This window comes from Mucilaginibacter sp. P1_A3 (assembly GCF_056406855.1).
Map to the genome: position 1 here is coordinate 284,243 of NZ_JBFTZJ010000006.1, position 18,604 is coordinate 302,846.

The window sequence follows — 18,604 nt, forward strand, 5'->3', positions numbered from 1 at the left end:
ACACGAACTTAGCTGTGCTTTTTACCCGTTGGTTAAAAAACAGGTGGTTGACCGGGATGAATAAGGGAGCACTTGCCTTATCGGTGAAGTTTCGATACCCAAAAGTGATCGGGCAAGTGCCTTGCTGCTGCCTGACGGCGTGGAAACTGCCTGTTAAGCATAGCGTACGGTCGGTTTCGGGATGTGCTGCGGGCAGGCAGCAGTGAGGCTCTTGCGGCTGCCCGGATCTTGTGAGCGAAAGAGCGGCAGCGAAATGAACGAACATGATGAAGGGCAAATCGCTCCCGATGAACCCTCATAATGAACTGCATGAGGATATAACAAATGTCAGGTGCGTGCCCGTTGTGAATGCGCGGGATAACGGCCTTGTAGCATAGCGATGGTTTGTACTGTCAGCGAAAAGGGGTTCACAGCGGGAAGGTTCCTGACCAGGTGTGCCGGCTTTCATGAAGCAGCTTCGCGGATGAATGTATAGAGGCACAGGGGCAAAGCATCAGGGGTCGAAGCTGGATCCTTCGCAGAAGATACAGTGAATGAGCCCGGCCGCGCCAGCGGGACGCCGGCGTAAACACGTGCCCGTTAACCAACAACAAAGGATGATTAATATCAAGCCTCTTAAGAAATGCTTCTGTACATCATTGGGCGAGCATTGCGCTTTTCTTATCAATATACCGGAACTTGTTATTGTAAGGATCAGCCCACTGAACCATCAGGAACGAAAATTAATGTAATATCCCCATTTACTGCTTTTTCAGCGAAATATCACTTGTTATTTTGTAAGCAAACGGATGTAACCGATTGATATTTAATTGTTTGCGCCATGGCATGATTTGTACAATAGGTATATGCCGTACAAAAAGAGATTTAAATTCTGCTAAAGGATATCAACTCAAAGGGCCGGTAAAATATCTTAACAAAAACACACATGCAAGCAAATATTGGAATCACAGCAGAAAAATTAGCACAAGCCTCTCATATCCTTAGCGTCATGCTTGCTGATGAATTTGTGCTATTTACCAAGACAAAACATGCGCACTGGAATGTGGAGGGCGCGAACTTCCACAGTTTACACCTATTTTTTGAAGCTCAGTTCCAGGCGCTGGATGGGATTACAGACAGTATAGCTGAACGGATACGTTCCCTTGGCCATTATGCACCCGCGTCGTTAAAAAACTTTTTAAACCTCACTCACTTTTCGGAGCGGTTGCATGAAAATAACGACGGTCCCGGCTTTATCAAAGAGCTATTGAATGACCATGAGAGCCTGATCATACAGTACCGTGAAAGTGTCAAGCTGTTATCCAATGATCTTAAAGACTCGGGCACAGACGATTTTATAACCGGACTGATCGAGCAGCACGAAAAAATGGCCTGGATGCTTAGGGCGCACTTAAGATAGGATCCTTTTACTGTGCAAATAAATAGCACTTATTTAAAAATGACATGGAAAAATATTACACCAAAAAAGATGCGATTGATCACCTGCAACAAATGGGATACAAGCTTGACTTTATCATCGAGAATGAAAATTTGCTGTGTATTCAGAAAAGTGAATTAATCAACCCGGATGATTTCGAGATAACGGAAACTTATCGTTTTGATAGTGATGAATCGCGCGATGGAGGTTATGTTATATATGCGGTTAAATCAGCTCACAAGGGCTTGAAGGGAATCTTAGCCACATCATATACCTCATTTTTTAAGGGACTGTCCATCCATCTCTGGTCAAAGTTATCCTCGGGCCTAAATAACTGATCATTTAAAGCTTACCGTATTCATTTCAGAAAACCGGTAAATCAAAAGCCGGTAGCCTTGTGCAGGTCATTAAATATGGAAAAGTTAAACGAACCCCAAAAAAAAACACAAAAATGAAAGGATTTATCTCTACAGGTTTCCATAGCGCATTTGATTATTTCTTAGCCACCCTATTGGCAGCTTCACCATGGATTTTCGGGTTCAGCGTAACCGGCGGTGCATCACTGTTTATCCCGCTGTTCATTGGTGTAATGCAATGGAATATGATCATTTTTACAAAATACAAATTCGGAATATGGAAAGTATTTCCGCTTCAGCTTCACCTTCTGTTTGATTTTATTTACGGATTCATCCTGTTTAGTGCGGCATTTCTTTACCACTACCAGGGTGGGGTTTTGTGGTCTCAGATAGCTTTTGGAATATTAAATATGGTATTAGGGATATTTACAATCGGATCGCCTTTTGTAAGCGAAAAGGTAGACACATTTGACGAAAGGGGCAGGTAGAAACTTACTCACCTAAACATCCCATTTATTTGATATAATAAAGGTAGGTATGCGCATTGCATACCTACCAAAACACCTTTTACAAAGCGTCAAACGAACTTTTAATTAACGGGGCACTGATTATTTTAAATCATTGGCAATAGCGGTCACCCCTTCTACGAAAATTATAAACGACGTTATCCGCCCGTCCTTCAGCGTAAATATATCCTGCCCGGAAATTTTATCCGGTTGGGTAGCCGGCCCGAATTCCCATAGCAGAATTGCCGTATTGTGATGAACTTCGATTGGCCTGGCGATCCTGAAATTAAATCCGGGATTTTTCGATAAAAGGTCTCCTATAAAATCGCTGACCTCAGCGCATCCTTTTAATATCGTCCCCGGGTCAATGACCTTTATGTCCCTGGAGTAAATTTTTTGCAATAAGGTCAGGCGTGCGTGTGGATCCGGTTCTGCCCAACCCTTTAAATGATCTTCGACTAAATTGATTGCTGTTACTACATTGTTGCGGTCCATAGTTAATTTTATTAAATGTATATTGAATGTTAGCATTAATAGTAAAGGCTGAGGCTTTCTTTGCTGAAATCTTTTAATTCGTCGTACCTTCCTTGCCTCACTTTAGAAATCCAGCGCGGATCCTGCAGTAGGGCTCTGCCAACAGCCACCAGATCAAATTCGTTGCGCTCAAATCTTCGCATCAGCTCAGTTAAGCTGCTCTTTTGGGCTCCTTCTCCATGAAAAAGGGATTGCAGAAATTCGCCTGATAATCCGACAGATCCAACCGTTATAGTTGGTTGCCCGGTAATTTTTTTTGCCCAGCCCGCAAAGCTGAGATCGGATCCTTCAAATTCCGATTGCCAATATCGTCTTTGCGAGCAGTCAAAGATATCTGCTCCCGCTTCGGCAAGCGGTATTAACCAGGATTCCATTTCGTTTGGCGTATTGGCCAGCTTCGCTTCGTAATCCTGGAGTTTCCATTGTGAAAGGCGGATCAGTATGACAAAATCGCTCCCAACTTTTTTTCTTATCGCCCTTAATACTTCAACCGCAAAGCTGGTTCTTTCCTTCAGGGTCTTCCCGCCGTAAGAATCCCGCCTGTGATTAGTATGTTCCCAGAAGAACTGGTCTATCAGATAACCGTGTCCGGCATGTATCTCGACGCAATTAAAACCCAGATTTTTAGCGTTTAAGGCAGCGTCCGCAAAAGCATCGATAGTAGCCTGAATATCGCCACGCGTCATCATACCAGGGCCTTCAAAGTGTCTGGGGGGAAGCCATCCTGACGGGTCTGGATTTGCAATTCCAACGTGCCACAGCTGAGGACCCATTACGCCCTGGTGCAGATGCACCAGATCGATCACTTCTTTCCACCCGTTTAATCCTTCGCTATAAAAGTCCGGTATATTTTTGAAATGCTTGGAAGCGGGCCTGCAAATGGCGGTGCTTTCGGAAAGTATCAGTCCTGCATCCGAGGCGCGCCGGGTATAATAATTAGCCATATCCTCGGATGGCCTGCCATCGGGCGAGTGTTTGCGGGTCATCGGCGGCATAACGATCCGGTTCTTGAGCACCAGGCTTTTGTAGGTGAAGGGGGTGAAAAGGGGGGCAGTGATCATAAAGGCGTTTTCAAAGGTGATGGAAGTATCATTATTGTATGAACAACGGGAATATTCGGGTGCATCTGCTAATCCAGTGCCATTGGCTAAATTATTGAAAATCAATTAACAAGATATGTTCCTAAAAGGTGCAGCCGGCGATATATCGGAGATCTGCCTGCATTTATTGACATTTCAATATTTCCTCATCAAACCATGCAATCTGTAAAAATCACGTTCCTTTTCATTTGAAATAAGCTCAATAATTAGTGGTAATTAATGTGTTTTGTTTTTGTTATTTCATTAACGCCCTGGACAATCAGCGTTATATCGTTCAATACCAAATAGAGATTCTTCATTAATCGATTGTAAATCAATAATATATATAAAGGCATAAGCTTTGGGTTTCACGGTGAAATACATGGTTATGTTTAAACGATCGGTAATCCTATTACTTGCCACCGGAATAAGCACCGTTTACGGGCAGCGGGCAAATAATCCTTCATCAAATGCTGACTACCCTGATAGTACGACGATCAGCGTTCACGCATCCTATAATCGCGTCAGTGGGCTGCACCGGTGGTTGTTTGGCGAAAACTACCGGAAAGAGTGGGCAGCCCCGGTTAAATTACCCCTTATTAATATCAAACAGGTCCGCGGCGGTTTAAAGCCGGTTAAGTTCGGCGGCGGAATGGAGACTATGTCTATCCGAATGATGGACTCTTCCGGCAAGGAATGGGTAATACGGAGTGTAGAGAAAGTGCCGGACAAGCTGATCCCGGAAAACCTAAGGCAAACGTTTGCCGTCGATTGGGTCGATGATGAATACAGCGGACAGCATCCCTATTCTGCGTTAATTGTTCCGCCGCTTGCGGAAGCTGTGAAGGTTCCGCATTCCAACCCCGTGATTGGGGTACTTGAACCTGATCCTTCCATGGGCAAATTCAGTGCTAATTACGCCGGAAGGGTGGTATTGATCGAAGAGCGTGAGCCTGCCGGCCCATCTGAAAATACCTTTAAGACATTTAAAGAGATCTATTCCAACCCCGCGGTGAGGCTGGACAAGAAAGAGGTTTTAATGGCCCGCATGCTGGATCTCTTGATCGGCGATTGGGACAGGCACGAAGACCAGTGGCGATGGGCGGCAACTAAGGATGGACAGGGGAAAAAATACATTGCGGTACCTCGTGACCGTGACCAGGTAATGCATGTTATGCAGGGTTTGTTTCCATCCATCGCCAAGCTACCCTGGGTTGACCCGGTCCTCGGCAATTTTGATGGCAGCATTCCCAATGTAAAATATTCCCTATTAAAAACCCGCTTCCTGCAACCTTATCCGGACGCGCAATTCAGCCATGAAGAATGGATGCAGCTTGTCCATGAATTCGTACGTGCCGAAACTAACGAAGTATTGGAGGCCGGGATCAAACGGCTGCCTCTGGCAGTTTATCAAATCCGGCATACCGAACTTCTGGATAAACTAAAAAAGCGACGGGATGAATTACCGGCAGCTATGGACGAGTACTACCGTTTTATCAATAAGATAGTTGACCTGCGGCTAACCGACAAAGATGAAGAAGTAGTTATCAGTGATGCTGCCGGCAATGGGATGCATATTACGGTAAAATATGGTCCTGATCAAATACCATTGCTGGACATGGAATATGGGTCAGCTGTTACCCACGAGATCCGATTATACCTGATGGGCGGGAACGACCGGGTAAAGGTCAATACGCTTAAGACCAGTATCAAGTTAAGGATAATTGACAGTGCCGGTAACAAATCTTTTGATATTCAACATGCAGCAAAAAAGGTATTGGTGTATGGTAACCGTCCGCCGGCTGAATTGAGGGGAAATGCCGGGCAGGTAGCGATTCATGTTGCCGGCGATACCACAAACACCAGGTTCGTTCCCACCAATCATTATAATGTTTGGATGCCTCTGGCGACAGCCGGTGTAAATTCTGATGACGGTTTTTTATTGGGTTTAGGATTTCGATATACCGGCCATGATGGATTCAGGAAATTGCTTTACAGTAATGTTCAGCAATTAATGTTAACACATTCTTTTGCAACAAATGCTTTTCGGATAGCCTACAGAGGTGAATGGATAAAAGCAATTGGAAACGCAGACTTGCTGCTTAGTGCAACGGCAGATGCACCTGACAATACGGTTAACTTTTTTGGGGAAGGCAACGGGACTGTTTTAAATAAGTCCGGCGATTACAGACGCTATTACAGAACCCGCTTTGATTTTTATGAAGTAGAGTCGGGATTGCGTTGGGCTACAGGCAAAGGTGCTTCGTTCAGTGCCGGACCTGCACTGCAGTTCTATCACTTAAACCCTTCCGAAAATGCCGGACGGTTTATACTCCAAAAGGGTATAATTGACTCCTATGACAGCACTTCGCTAAGCAAAGACAAGCTGCACCTCGGGCTTGTACTCAATTTTAAATCAGATCAGCGGAATAACAGAACGCTGCCATCGGCCGGTTATTTTCTCGATTTGAGGTTGCACGGTTTTGTCGGAATAACGGGTAATACCATGTCCTACATGCAGTTCAGGCCTGAGTTCACCTTTTACCAAAAGCTGGATAGCGCAGGAGTTTTTGTCTTGTCTGACCGAATAGGGGGTAGTATGGACTTCGGTAATCCAGCCTTTTACCAAACCGGATTTCTCGGCGGGCAGGGGAATTTACTTGGTTATCTGGAAAATCGTTTTGCGGGGCCAAGACTGGTATATAACAACCTCCAGGCCAGAGTGCGTCTCGCCAATCTCGGCGGATATATATTACCGGGCCAACTTGGTTTAAGCGGCTTTTGGGATGCCGGGAGGGTATGGGTAAACGGAAAAAATGATGGCCGATGGCACCACGGTACCGGTGGCGGAGTTTATTTTGCCCCGGCCAGCATGACCGTCATTCAGGTTTTAGCTGCACATTCTGTGGAAGGATGGTACCCTTACATTTCACTGAACTTCAGAATTTAACTGCAGGTCAAACAACACCAATAGCAGCGAACCGGCCTGCATTCCAACCGGTAATATCAAACAAGCATAAATAATAATCAATATATGGGTAGAATTCTTCATGTGATATCAAGTCCAAGGGGCTCTGAATCAAACAGTATTAAATTAGGCAGCGCGATTGTAGATAAAATAAGGGAGCAGCACCCTTCTGCCAGTGTCGTTATAAAGGATCTGATTTCACATCCGTTTCCGCACCTGGAAGAAGCGCATTTAAATGCCTTCTTTACACCGATTGAAAAGCACACCCCTGAAAACAGCCAGGCCATTAAATTTTCAGACCAGGCAATCGCCGAGCTGATGGCGGCTGATTTTATTGTGATCGATGCGCCAATGTATAATTTTTCAATATCCTCTACTTTAAAGGCATGGATTGATCATATAGCGCGTGCCGGCATTACTTTTAAGTATACCGACCATGGTCCGGAAGGCCTGATTAAGGGAAAGAAAGTTTATCTGGCTGCAACGAGCGGCGGCGTTTACAGTTCAGGACCTTATCAACCCTATGATTTTGTTATACCGTATCTTAAACATGTATTAGGTTTTTTAGGGTTAACGGATGTAACCGTATTCAGGGCTGAAGGTTTTTCGGTAGATTTATTGAGAGAAAACGCACTTGAAAAAGGTATTGACAGCGTGATAATTTAAAATAACAGGGAGAGGCGGTAACGCCTCTCCCTGTTATTATTTCCTTTTTTTAACAAATCTATAACCTATCGAACGGCATGCCCAACTCAGGCAACATGCATAAAAAAACTTTAAGGTTAAGCGGTATATTATTCACCCCATATAATAAAACAACTGAATTAAGTAAAAACTCGCCTTTCATTCGTATTACCAGCTTGTTACTCCTTGCAATTACGAGATAACTATATTATTTTAGTTAATAATATTTGTAAACAGGAATTGGTATCCTATTTTCCCGTTTCTAAAATTACATGGATCGTGTTGATTTATACGAGTAACTAATGTGACATAATATCATAATTCCAAATACATCGGATAAACAACGCACATTTTTTGCCAAAAATAACCGGTTGATATCATGGGTGCGAAAATCAGGCAGGTGTTATTATTCTTATTTGTACTTCCCACTATGGTTGTCCAAGGGCAGGTATCAAAATTAAGCACCGATAACCAGCGGCTGTATCTCAAACTCGCCTTTAACTACTATACCGTAGTGAAGGAAGGAAGAGTAGATCAGGACAGTAGTTTGCTTTTGGTTAGCATAAAGAACCATGTGAGCCGTTGGCCAGTTATTTCGGAGGGTTTTGGCAGCGCACTAAGCGAGAATAACAACAAATGGATAGACACCAGGCAGACCGGCGTTGCCAAAGCACGGCTTGCTACCCTTAAAGGCATAGATCGTCTTCAACTTTTGGTGCTTTTAGGAGCATATTATGCGTTTCAGCCCGGATATCACCAGACAGACCGGGATAGTGCGCGTCTGTTTTTATCAGAAGCAAAGAAGGAAAGTGTACTACGGCATGCTGATTTTTGGCTTAATCAAAGCCTGATATTGCTCGGTAAAAATTTCTTTAAAGAAAATAAAGTAACTGCCGGAAATGAATGCTTTGAAAAGGTAATCAACTCTTGCCAAAAATCCCATGATTACGAGATGGCAGCCAAAGCCTGGGATTACCAGGGAAGTTACGTTCCTCCGGTAGCAGAAACTTTTGCTCAAAAGATCAAAAGTGTTGCAAACGCAAATCTTAATTACAAGCTGACCGGTCAAACGGCCAGCCAAATTAATACTTTAATGAATCTGGCTTACCTCAAATTCGTCGTAAATGATTCGAAAGGTGGTGAGGCTGACGCATTGGCGGCATTGCGACTCGAACTAAGCTTAAAATTTCCATATTTACATTATACCTACGATATTTTATCACTCTACAAAGCTTTACGAGAAAGTGAGCATAAAAATCTTGAATATGAATTCAATGCTGTAAGATCGGCACTGGCTACAAAAGACAGTTTGGGCTTAGCATACTTTTATATAAGGTTAAGCAAAATTAAAACCGGAAGAAAATTAGCAGGAGATCCATACATGATTTACTGGGTACGAAAATCAGTTGATGAATTCCGAAAAAACCGTGACCCGGATATTTATTTTTCGCTGTTCAGCCTGACCGATATTTTAGTTGAATCAGGTAGGAGCGGTGAGGCGGCTACTTTATTGAAGCAAACGATGAAGGCAATCCCGCCGGTCAATGACAGGGTAAAGATGCTGGCCTATATGTCTTTGGCGGCAAGTTTCGAGGCATTGAAAAATTTTAAAACAGCTGAACGCTACTATATCCTGGCTGATGAACTGCAGCAGCATGACAAGCTAATCACTAAAGAATTCCGCAATTCGATGGTTAAGTACAGAATGGGTCAATTTTACTTTGAGGTCAAAAACTATAGTAAAGCAGAAAAGTACTTAAAGGCGGCAATGAATAATTCCGGCCCTATGGATGATGAGCTTTCTATTTTGTCGGGTTCACATATGCTCCTTTACAAGATTGATTCATTGCGCAGTAATTATAAATCTGCTGCCGAACACCTCCAGCAGTACATCGGCATCAACAACAAATATGTTAAAGCAAACGACGTAAAAAGTGTTGCAGGACTAAAGCTACAGTTCATGATGGCCCAAAAGGTGAAAGATTTGCAGATACTACAGGCGCGAAGTGACTTCCAACTTCAACAGGCTGCAACTACACGCAAGTTTATCTACATAGGCATAGCGGCCTTTTCTTTAATCATCATCCTGTTATACAGCCGGTATTATAAGAATCGACGGCAGCAACGGGAAATGGATAAAAAAAATGCGGAGTTGCTGAAAGTGATCAATGAAAAGAATGATTTAATCATATCCAAGGAGTGGTTATTGAAAGAAGTACATCACCGGGTAAAGAACAACCTGCATACGGTTATATGTCTTTTAGAATCACAGGCAGGGTACCTGCAAAATGATGCGCTGAAAGCTATAGAGAACAGCCAGCATCGAATTTATGCCATGTCGCTTATCCACCAGAAATTATACCAGTCAGAAGATGTTAAAACGGTTAACATGGAAGCTTATCTTCCGGAGTTTGTCGCCTATTTGAAGGATAGCTTCGAAACAGGAATGCGGATACGTTTTGAACTGGATATTGATGCCATAAAACTTGACGTTTCGTATGCAGTACCGTTGTCACTTGTCATTAATGAGGCGGTTACAAATGCCATCAAATATGCTTTCCCGAATGATAACAGAGGGACAATATTTATTTTCCTAAAGAAAGCGGGGGAGGAAATAACGCTGACAATCGCCGACAACGGGGTAGGGATTGATGAAGGTAGTTTGCAGCTGAAATCAGCCTCACTTGGTTTAAATTTATTGTTGGGGCTTTCTGAGGATATAAAGGCAGAGACCGTAATTGAAAATAAAAACGGCACCTGTATAACTGTTGCCTTTAAAGTTGAGGAATTATTATTTGCTCCAATTTAATGAGTCTGGTCAACGTTATTTTCAGTCCACCTGATAACAAGTGGTTTCCAAATATTGCCTACTATAATAAAAGCATTCTGTCATTAGATCAGACGGTAAATTAGGTAATAACAGGTCCATGCTTAGCTTGAAGACCTGTTATCAGCCCGATCATATTGAAACATTAAGGAAGCAACGTCGGTTTCATCAACCTCGACGCACAATTATTACAGAAATACCTGTGTTGCAATAACGTAACTTCCCATTGAATATGCCTGGCGGTTATCGATAACGATTGGCCTTGTTTGGTATTTAAAGGATATTTTTGCGTGGTGGCCATCGAGGTAAACGTTGCCGCCAACGCTCCACCAGGTAAATTTAGCGCTTCCGTAGCGATCAAATTGTTGCAGACTGTATTCGGCAAATGGCTGTAGCCTTACCACATCGGTTTTTAACAATGTCTTGGGAAGCAGCAGTCCGGCCTGTGTAAACCAGGACGAACCGGTACCGATGATAGGTGCGAGGTTGCCAAAACCGGCTTGTGAAACCGCACCCGTGTAATTGGCTGCCGGGCCGACATTCTCGTTCATTATAGACCCGTTCCTTAGGTAGTTAGGGCCAAAATCGTCGTGGTAATAGACGCTATATGCTGTAACTGCCCAGTTTTTCCTTTTACCGCCGAAGGGAATGTCTGCAAATACGTCTGCTGCCCAGATGGAGATGTTGTGATTGATCAGCGGAGATGATGCGGTATTGTTAGCCTGCGTAGTAGTGCCGTTGGCTGTATAATAATAACCGGCTCCGATGTTAAATACTTTTTTTGTACCTACATATGTGCCGGTAGTATAAGGTACCAGCGTATTTTCCTTATCAAAAAATTGCCATGCCGCATACCCTGTTGTAGAAAGATTGCCGTTCGCGTTATTGTCTACCGCATAATTCAATTCAGGCGCTCCGGGTTTATAGGCTACAGGAGGATTTAGTACCGTAAAAGGTTTATTAACTGCCCACCGATAGGCGACAGGGCCTATGTTACCCTTTACATAAATTCCCACCTGGCGTCCCAGCTGATCGGAATTATCGATCAGCGGCCAATTATAAATCGGCGCGTCAACGGCAAGAAAATTGAATGAACTTAAGGAAGACATCCGGCTGATCCCCACCCAGTAGTGTAATCCGGTACCGATATAAAGCGATGCGAAATTATGTTTGTGCGTCTTAAAATCATTTTCAGGAACCACAGTGTACTCATTCCATAATTCATGAACGTAAAGTGATGGCTTTTTTCCCAGAGTCCCGTTAAAAGTAGGCCCACCGTTGCCGGTATTGCCTCCGCCTGCCGAACCGCCGCTCGAGAAGCTTTGGTTATCAACGCCGATGGTACCAAGGACAAGATAGCGCTGGCTCAACTGGCTGTATAGCGCTAAACGAAACTGCCTGACGCTAAAGTCGAGCATATCTTTCTTAGGTATGCCATTTACTGCTGTACCCGGGTTAAGTTCCGAATAACGAGCCCTGAAATCAGTCCACACCAAAAATCTGACATACTTTTTACCGGTACTGTCCAATTTTATGGTTAGGCCATCTGTATAAGAAGGAGAACCTCCCTGGCCGTAGGCGATAGTGCTGTAAAGAAAAGAGGAGGCAATTAGGAGCCCTTTGCAATAGTATAAAAGTGATTTCATGATTTTAGATTTAAAGATTTCGGATTAATGATTATTTACAGTATGGCCAGTTTCCTTTATGATAAAGCTGACCAGTAATGCCAGGGTTGTACTGGCAAGCAGAAACTCGATTGCCCCTAAAAAATGTGCCTCATGGTTGAGTGCAGTCAGTAATGTTTTACCGAATAAATGAGCGAAAAGAGGCCCCAGGATTGCGGTAACGCCGAATGTTAAAAAATTAATACCGCCTGTCGCGCTGCCTTTAACGCTATCAGGGTTAGCTTCTTTAATAATAGAGTAAGGGATCATCGCTGCACCTGATGCAATGCCGAATATCAGCATAGTAATGAGAGGAGGTAACAGATCCGGTACAAATGCCAGTTGTAACAGGCAAGCCAGCATGATTAGTATTGCAACATTCAGGATAGGCTTCCTTTTGCCTATACGGTCAGAGATCCAGCCAAGCAGGGGGGCGCCGATCACCCAGCCAAGCGGTACCATGGAGCAGGTGACCACCGCAGCATCATAAGTAAGGCCGCGGTCATGTTGCAGGAAGGTAACGCCCCAGGTCATGGCAAAAATCGTGGTAGGCGCGAACAACAGTCCTGATATGAGGCCGCTCAGGTAAGATTGAATGTTGGTGAAAACTATTTTATAGGGTACCAATACACTCGTTAAAGCCTTTCCGTGTTCATTGACTTTATCTTCTTTGGGGGTGCTGATGAAAAGCAGCAGGCAAACAATACCACAGGCAATTCCGAGCCCTATCCAAAATGTTGTAACCGATATGCTTTTCAATAATGGTCCTGTAACAAATTGACCCACAGATCCGCCAAGCATCCCTATACACTGGGTGATGCCGATAGCTGTAGCAAGAAACCGCGCAGCAAATCCATGTGCGGCAAGATAAACACAACCTGTGAAGGCGAAAGCAGATCCTGCACCCTGTAACAACCGTCCGAAATCACCCATTGCTGCTGTTGGAACCGCAAACAGGATACAACCGATAAACAATACTCCCGTACCTATAGCAATCGGATACCGGGCACCGTAACGGTCAAGCGATACGCCGGCAATCAGGCTGGTTATAGAATAGGTGTAATAGTATGTTCCTAAAATGGTGCTGACGCCTAAAGGGTTAACTTTAAACAAACCGGTCAGCTGGGAAATCATCACAGCAGGAGCGGAGCGGACAACGTATTCGAGGAAATAAAAAAGTAAGCCGAATATCCATGCGATGATAAAAGTGCGGTCCTGAAATATCTTCCTGCCTGCCGCATTATCCTGAATTATGAAATGATTTTTCATACTCTTTTCTTAATTATCCAGGTCCTTTAAATGCTTGTAGTTCGCTCTGACCGTATCGATGACATCTTCAAATTTGCCGCCGAGCATCATTTTTGTCATCCAAAGGGACATTCCTTTTACCATTTTCAGATCTACTTTCGGAGGCATTGCAAGCGCGTTCGGGTCGGTGAAAACGTTGATCAGTACTGGACCTGAATGCTGAAAGGCTTCGGCCATAACAGGTTCGACATCGCCGGGATGGTGAACAGTATAACCTTTGATACCGGTTGCCTCCGCTACCAATGCAAAATCAGGGTTTACCATATCTGTCTGGTTGTCTATCAATCCCGCTACTTCCATTTCCAGTTTCACCATTCCGAGAGAGCGGTTATTGAAGACAATTATCTTGATATTGAGATCATATTGCCTGACAGTAGCCAGGTCGCCAAGCAGCATAGAGATACCGCCGTCACCACACATCGCCACAATCTGGCGATCAGGGAATGCCAGAGCAGCACCGATAGCCTGGGGCATGGCATTGGCCATAGAACCGTGAATAAACGAGCCGATCATTTTTCTTTTCCCGTTGGCGGTTATATAACGGGCACCCCATACGCAGCACATCCCGGTATCGACAGTGAATATCGCATCATCTGAAGCAAGCCTGTCCATGACAGCCGCTACAGATTCGGGGTGTATGGCGTCTTTTCTGCCTTTGTCGTCAATGTAGGTATTAAGATGCTCCTTTACCTTTTGATGTACGTGCAACTGTGCATTCAAAAAAGAGTCATCTGTTTTAACATCTAAGTGAGGCAGCAGTGCATTTATGCTGTTCCCGATATCGCCGAATAATCCCAGGTCTACTTTAGCGCGCCTTCCAAGGCGTTCCGGTTGCAGATCTATTTGAACAATGATTTTATCCTTCGGAATAAACGGAGCGTAAGGAAAATCAGTTCCCAATAATAAGATCAGATCACTTTCATGCATACTGTGATAGGCGGCAGGTAAGCCAAGCAATCCGGTCATTCCAACTTCATTAGGGTTGTTGTGCTCTATACTCATTTTCCCGCGGAAAGAATAGCCTACCGGGGCTTTCAGGCGTTCGGAAAGCGCTACAACCTCATCATGGGCCGCTGAAGCACCGATCCCGCAAAAAATACAAATCTTCCGGTGGCTGTTGATCAAACTTGCCAACTGTTTGATTTCTTCTGCCTGCGGGGTAATATTTGCTTTGGCAAAATAATTCTGATCTGCTGATATGTTGTTTACGGCCTCCAATGCGGCAACGTCTCCCGGCAGACCGAGGATGGCGACACCCTTTTTTTGAATAGCGTGCTGTATTGCAGCCTGGGCCATTCTGGGTAGTTGATGTGCTGTATTGGCAACCTGATTGTAATGGCTGCAATCGTCAAACAACCTGGTCGTATTGGTTTCCTGGAAATATCCGGTACCGAATTCTGCTGTTGCGCAGGTTGCAACGATTGCCAGTACGGAAACACCGGAGCGATGGGCATCATAAAGTCCGTTGATCAAATGAACATGCCCGGGGCCGCTGCTGCCGGCACAGCAGGCTAAACCTGTAAGCTCCGCATCCGCCGCTGCTGCAAATGCCCCCGCTTCTTCATGTCTTACATGTATCCATCGGATGTTGCCATCTTCCCTAACCGCGTTATTGAATTCATTTAAGCTGTCGCCGGTAACCGCATATATGCGTTTAATTCCGGCTTTCACTAATAGTTCGACGAGTTGCTTTGCTACATTCTGTGCCATGCTGTTAAAATTTTAGGTTTTGTTTAAAATGTTTCATCAAGCAGGGCATCGCCTGCTCTTATTTTTAATACCAGTATCAAAAATTGGTGCCACGCTGTAAAGTATTGATGATGAGTATTTTAAAAATTTGAAACCCTCTAATAATTGACGACATGTCGATATTTAAGATTCACAGAAATGAAATGCCAATAATTTTAAATGATTTGAAATTTGAAATATTGCTAGTCTTTATGATGTGCCTCCGTGACGGATGGAAATTGGAGAAGAAAGTTGACGGCATGATAATAATGCCATAGCCCGGGAGGTCAAACTAAGGGTAAGCTTATTGAAACTGTTGAAGCTTTACCCAATGTCGCAGAGGTTTGACTTAAATGTTTTGCTTAAACAAGGTGGTTAGCCGGCATATCCGGTCATAATACTAAATATGATTATCGACAGGACAATGCCGGTGATTGTCGTATATAACCAATCTTTTTCAAACGCGAAACTGAGTGCTGAAAGCAATACCCTCATGATAGGGGTAGTTATAAGAAGAATAATTCCCAGGTAGATCACGGATTCCGCCTGAATAGAAAAAACACCTTTCCATATATGTGAAAAGGATGGTTTAACTGGTTTAAATGAGCTGAAATTACTCATGTTCTGGCCATGGAGCGATAAATAGCCTATTCCTCCAAAAAACATGAAAGTTATTGAAAGGATAACCCCGGTCCGCAAAGCTATCCCAATCAATAGGTGAAGGTTGTTATCGTCAGTTTTTTTCATTTTCTATGAGCGCTTAATCCATTATAAATCATTTGTAAAGCGAGCAGGCCAACAACTACAGCAAATATTAAGCGTAACACCTGGGGTGAATTTATTTTTGTCAGCAGCTTTGCACCTGTCATAGAACCGAATAGCACACCGATACCAACAGGCATTACGATTACCGGATCTATGTATCCGCGCTGGAAATAGATAACGGCGCTTGCTGCAGCGGTAACACCGATCATAAAATTGCTCGTTGTAGTGGACACTTTAAAAGGAACATTCATGACAGTATCCATTGCAAATACTTTCAGTGCGCCTGAACCTATTCCCAGCAAACCTGAAACTACTCCTGCGAACAGCATACTAAAGGACCCGCCGATTATATTTCTGATAACATAAGGGACAGTTTTAGATTCGTTGCGGTAACTACCGTTTAATTTCAGCAGTTCGCTCAAAGGGGAGGGAATTTGACGGATCGTTTCTTTCTTTTTGCGTAATGACATAACAGATGAGAATATCAGGATCATACCGATCAAAACAGGTATAATATGCGCCGGCACAAATACGGAGAATAATGCACCTGCAATTGCACCGATTGTGGTTGATATTTCGAGAAACATGGCGAGCCTGAGATTGGCAACCCCTTCTTTAACATAGGCGACACCTGCACCCGAAGAGGTTGCGATGACTGAGATCAATGATGCACCAATCGCGTAGTGGATGTTTACATGTAACAGCAGGGTGAGTAATGAAATGACGATAAAACCGCCGCCGAGACCTGTCATAGATCCGATGAGGCCTGCGACATACGCGCCGGCCAAGATCGCCAGTGTAAGAAAAAAGATAGTCATAACGTTGATTTTTTTAGAAATACGATCAGCCTTCTATAATTAAGTTCTCATTACGATAAGGGGGTATAAAACAAATTGGGTTTAGATCAGGCTGCCGTTTTTTGCAGCCTTAACCTAAACCCTAAGCAATCAGCAATATCAGAATGAGCCCGGCTCATGGTCTATCATACGATGGGATGTTCTGCCGTGATCTCTTGATACAAAATCTGTTTTTACATGACCCACACTTGGAAATTCATGATCCGGATTCGGATTTTCACCTTCCAGGTAAGTGTGATGATGCATTTCCGCCGGTTGGTCATTGGCCGGTTCGTGTTCTTGATTGTTTTTTGGTTCCATGATTAATCTGTTTAATAATACTTGATAAATTATTGTCGCGGTATCCTATACATTCAATCCATGTACCTCTTTTTAATAAAATGATTATCAATTGATTATAAAATTCTGATGGTTTTCGTAGATGTTTAATATCGCTAATCGGCGTAATTTTATTGATATTAAAATAGCGCTATGGATGTTCCGTTCATAAACCCGGATCATTATTTACAGAATAATTCCGTACCTGGTTGTCATGGATATTCTATCGGCCGTTAACTTTGATGGTATTTCATTTTTCGCATCTTAAAATGCGATATCCCGTTATTAGCAAATCCCTCATTTGTATTTAAAATATTCATAATCAACCGTTTATAATTTGGTATCGAATTAGCCCTGCCTTTACAAATTATTGGAATTCTGTAAGGGTTAATGTCTATACATCTATGCGCTTGCAGTTATTTCCCGCATGGACAACCTTAAATATAGCTGCAATGAAACTATCACTATTAGCCCTGATCTTTATTTTTTTACTGTTTAGCTGTTCGGAAAAAAAACAGCCGCCCCAGGTCATACAAAGCCTTCCTGTTACAACAGTACAAAGGGGTTCAGCAATCACTTATCAAAGTTATCCGGCTTCTGTGGAAGGGGTGCTGAATATAGAAATACGCCCCCAGGTTACCGGAATTTTAGAAAAAACACTTGTGGATGACGGGCAATATGTCAAAAAGGGCGAGCCGATGTTTAGGATTGAAGAAGCGCCGTTCCGTGAAAGACTGAACAACGCCCTTGCGGTTTATAAGTCCTTACTAGGCGCTTTAAGCAATGCGCAGATCGAGATTGACAAACTTACCCCATTGGTTCGAAGCCATGTTGTCTCAGATGTACAGTTAAGGTCGGCTACTTCTGCCAGGCAAACGGCATTTGGAAATGTAGATCAGGCCAAAGCCGATATTGCCGCTGCGAAAATTAATCTTGGTTATACGATTGTTAAAGCACCTGCCAGTGGATATATAGGACGTTTACTGCGCAGGCAGGGCAGTTTGGTTGGACCTGCCGACCCGTCGCCTTTAACCGAGTTATCTGATGTCAGCCAGGTACATGCTTTTTTTGCTTTGGCAGAAAGCGATTTCATCCGTTTCCGGGACGATTATGCCGGTAGAACGCTGGAAGAAAAAATTAGTAAGCTACCAGCTGTAGAACTGATCATGGCCAATGACAGCGCTTATTCTTTAAAGGGCAAAATAGATGTTATTAACGGGCAATTTGACAAAAATACAGGTGCGATAACCTTTCGATCCACTTTTAAAAACCCATATGGTATACTCAGATCAGGGAATACCGGTAGAGTTAAACTTGGCCTCAGGCATAACAGTGAATTGCTCGTTCCTCAGGCAGCTGTTCTTGAGATCCAGGATCAGAGTTTTGTTTTTACTATTAACGGGCAGGGTAAAGTGTCCAAACAATTAATTGAGATCACCGGCAAAAGCGGAAATAACTACCTCATCAAGCCTGAATTACAGGGAGGGCTGCGCGAGGGCAACAGGATTGTGGTGAGTGGCTTTGAACACCTTCATGAAGGCGATGTGATCAAGCCAGTACCGGTAAATATCAATCTTACAGCAAATAATTAAT

At 43.6% G+C, this 18,604-nt stretch carries 15 protein-coding genes; 7 read left to right on the forward strand and 8 right to left on the reverse strand.

The window, feature by feature from the left end; translation table 11 throughout:
• Window positions 1-988: 988 nt before the first annotated feature.
• From AC1D0K_RS14410 to AC1D0K_RS14420, 3 genes are all read left to right on the forward strand, one after another.
• On the forward strand, window positions 989-1,399 hold the full coding sequence (locus AC1D0K_RS14410; RefSeq protein ID WP_477393126.1) for a Dps family protein: 411 nt from the start codon (window positions 989-991) through the stop codon (window positions 1,397-1,399).
• 44 nt (window positions 1,400-1,443) lie between these two features.
• Complete coding sequence (locus AC1D0K_RS14415; RefSeq protein ID WP_477393128.1) at window positions 1,444-1,755, forward strand: hypothetical protein; 312 nt, start codon at window positions 1,444-1,446, stop codon at window positions 1,753-1,755.
• A gap of 113 nt (window positions 1,756-1,868) precedes the next feature.
• Complete coding sequence (locus tag AC1D0K_RS14420; RefSeq protein ID WP_477441589.1) at window positions 1,869-2,261, forward strand: SPW repeat domain-containing protein; 393 nt, start codon at window positions 1,869-1,871, stop codon at window positions 2,259-2,261.
• A 120-nt stretch (window positions 2,262-2,381) separates the two neighbouring features.
• Here the strand turns inward: AC1D0K_RS14420 and AC1D0K_RS14425 are convergent, their stop codons facing one another.
• Together AC1D0K_RS14425 and AC1D0K_RS14430 are read right to left on the reverse strand one after the other, a co-directional pair.
• A complete protein-coding gene (locus tag AC1D0K_RS14425) occupies window positions 2,382-2,774 on the reverse strand; it encodes a nuclear transport factor 2 family protein (protein WP_477393132.1) in 393 nt (130 codons plus the stop codon).
• Between the two features lie 35 nt (window positions 2,775-2,809).
• The gene (locus AC1D0K_RS14430) at window positions 2,810-3,979 is read right to left on the reverse strand and encodes an NADH:flavin oxidoreductase (RefSeq protein WP_477393134.1); all 1,170 of its coding nucleotides are present in this window, start codon (window positions 3,977-3,979) and stop codon (window positions 2,810-2,812) included.
• Window positions 3,980-4,280: 301 nt separating this feature from the next.
• On the opposite strand from AC1D0K_RS14430, the gene AC1D0K_RS14435 reads away from it, so the two are divergent.
• From AC1D0K_RS14435 to AC1D0K_RS14445, 3 genes are all read left to right on the forward strand, one after another.
• Window positions 4,281-6,842: a BamA/TamA family outer membrane protein gene (locus AC1D0K_RS14435; RefSeq protein ID WP_477393136.1), complete on the forward strand. Its 2,562-nt coding sequence runs from the start codon at window positions 4,281-4,283 to the stop codon at window positions 6,840-6,842.
• Window positions 6,843-6,926: 84 nt separating this feature from the next.
• Window positions 6,927-7,526, forward strand: coding sequence for an FMN-dependent NADH-azoreductase (locus AC1D0K_RS14440; protein WP_477393138.1), 600 nt, complete (start codon window positions 6,927-6,929; stop codon window positions 7,524-7,526).
• 397 nt (window positions 7,527-7,923) lie between these two features.
• Window positions 7,924-10,353 (forward strand): tetratricopeptide repeat-containing sensor histidine kinase, encoded by a 2,430-nt coding sequence (locus tag AC1D0K_RS14445; protein ID WP_477393140.1) that lies wholly within the window; start codon window positions 7,924-7,926, stop codon window positions 10,351-10,353.
• Between the two features lie 206 nt (window positions 10,354-10,559).
• Here AC1D0K_RS14445 and AC1D0K_RS14450 read toward each other — a convergent pair whose 3' ends face one another.
• The 6 genes from AC1D0K_RS14450 to AC1D0K_RS14475 form a co-directional block, all read right to left on the reverse strand.
• Window positions 10,560-12,017, reverse strand: coding sequence for a hypothetical protein (locus AC1D0K_RS14450; RefSeq protein WP_477393142.1), 1,458 nt, complete (start codon window positions 12,015-12,017; stop codon window positions 10,560-10,562).
• 24 nt (window positions 12,018-12,041) lie between these two features.
• Complete coding sequence (locus AC1D0K_RS14455; protein ID WP_477393144.1) at window positions 12,042-13,304, reverse strand: MFS transporter; 1,263 nt, start codon at window positions 13,302-13,304, stop codon at window positions 12,042-12,044.
• A 9-nt stretch (window positions 13,305-13,313) separates the two neighbouring features.
• Complete coding sequence (locus AC1D0K_RS14460) at window positions 13,314-15,053, reverse strand: thiamine pyrophosphate-dependent enzyme (RefSeq protein WP_477393146.1); 1,740 nt, start codon at window positions 15,051-15,053, stop codon at window positions 13,314-13,316.
• A 393-nt stretch (window positions 15,054-15,446) separates the two neighbouring features.
• On the reverse strand, window positions 15,447-15,818 hold the full coding sequence (locus tag AC1D0K_RS14465) for a DUF1634 domain-containing protein (protein ID WP_477393148.1): 372 nt from the start codon (window positions 15,816-15,818) through the stop codon (window positions 15,447-15,449).
• The gene (locus tag AC1D0K_RS14470; protein ID WP_477393150.1) at window positions 15,815-16,654 is read right to left on the reverse strand and encodes a sulfite exporter TauE/SafE family protein; all 840 of its coding nucleotides are present in this window, start codon (window positions 16,652-16,654) and stop codon (window positions 15,815-15,817) included. The genes AC1D0K_RS14465 and AC1D0K_RS14470 overlap by 4 nt, the downstream gene beginning before the upstream one ends.
• Before the next feature lie 138 nt (window positions 16,655-16,792).
• On the reverse strand, window positions 16,793-16,993 hold the full coding sequence (locus AC1D0K_RS14475) for a hypothetical protein (protein ID WP_477441591.1): 201 nt from the start codon (window positions 16,991-16,993) through the stop codon (window positions 16,793-16,795).
• Window positions 16,994-17,463: 470 nt separating this feature from the next.
• On the opposite strand from AC1D0K_RS14475, the gene AC1D0K_RS14480 reads away from it, so the two are divergent.
• Entirely contained in the window at window positions 17,464-18,603 is a 1,140-nt protein-coding gene (locus AC1D0K_RS14480) for an efflux RND transporter periplasmic adaptor subunit (protein WP_477393154.1), read from the forward strand.
• The last annotated feature ends 1 nt before the right edge of the window (window position 18,604 follow it).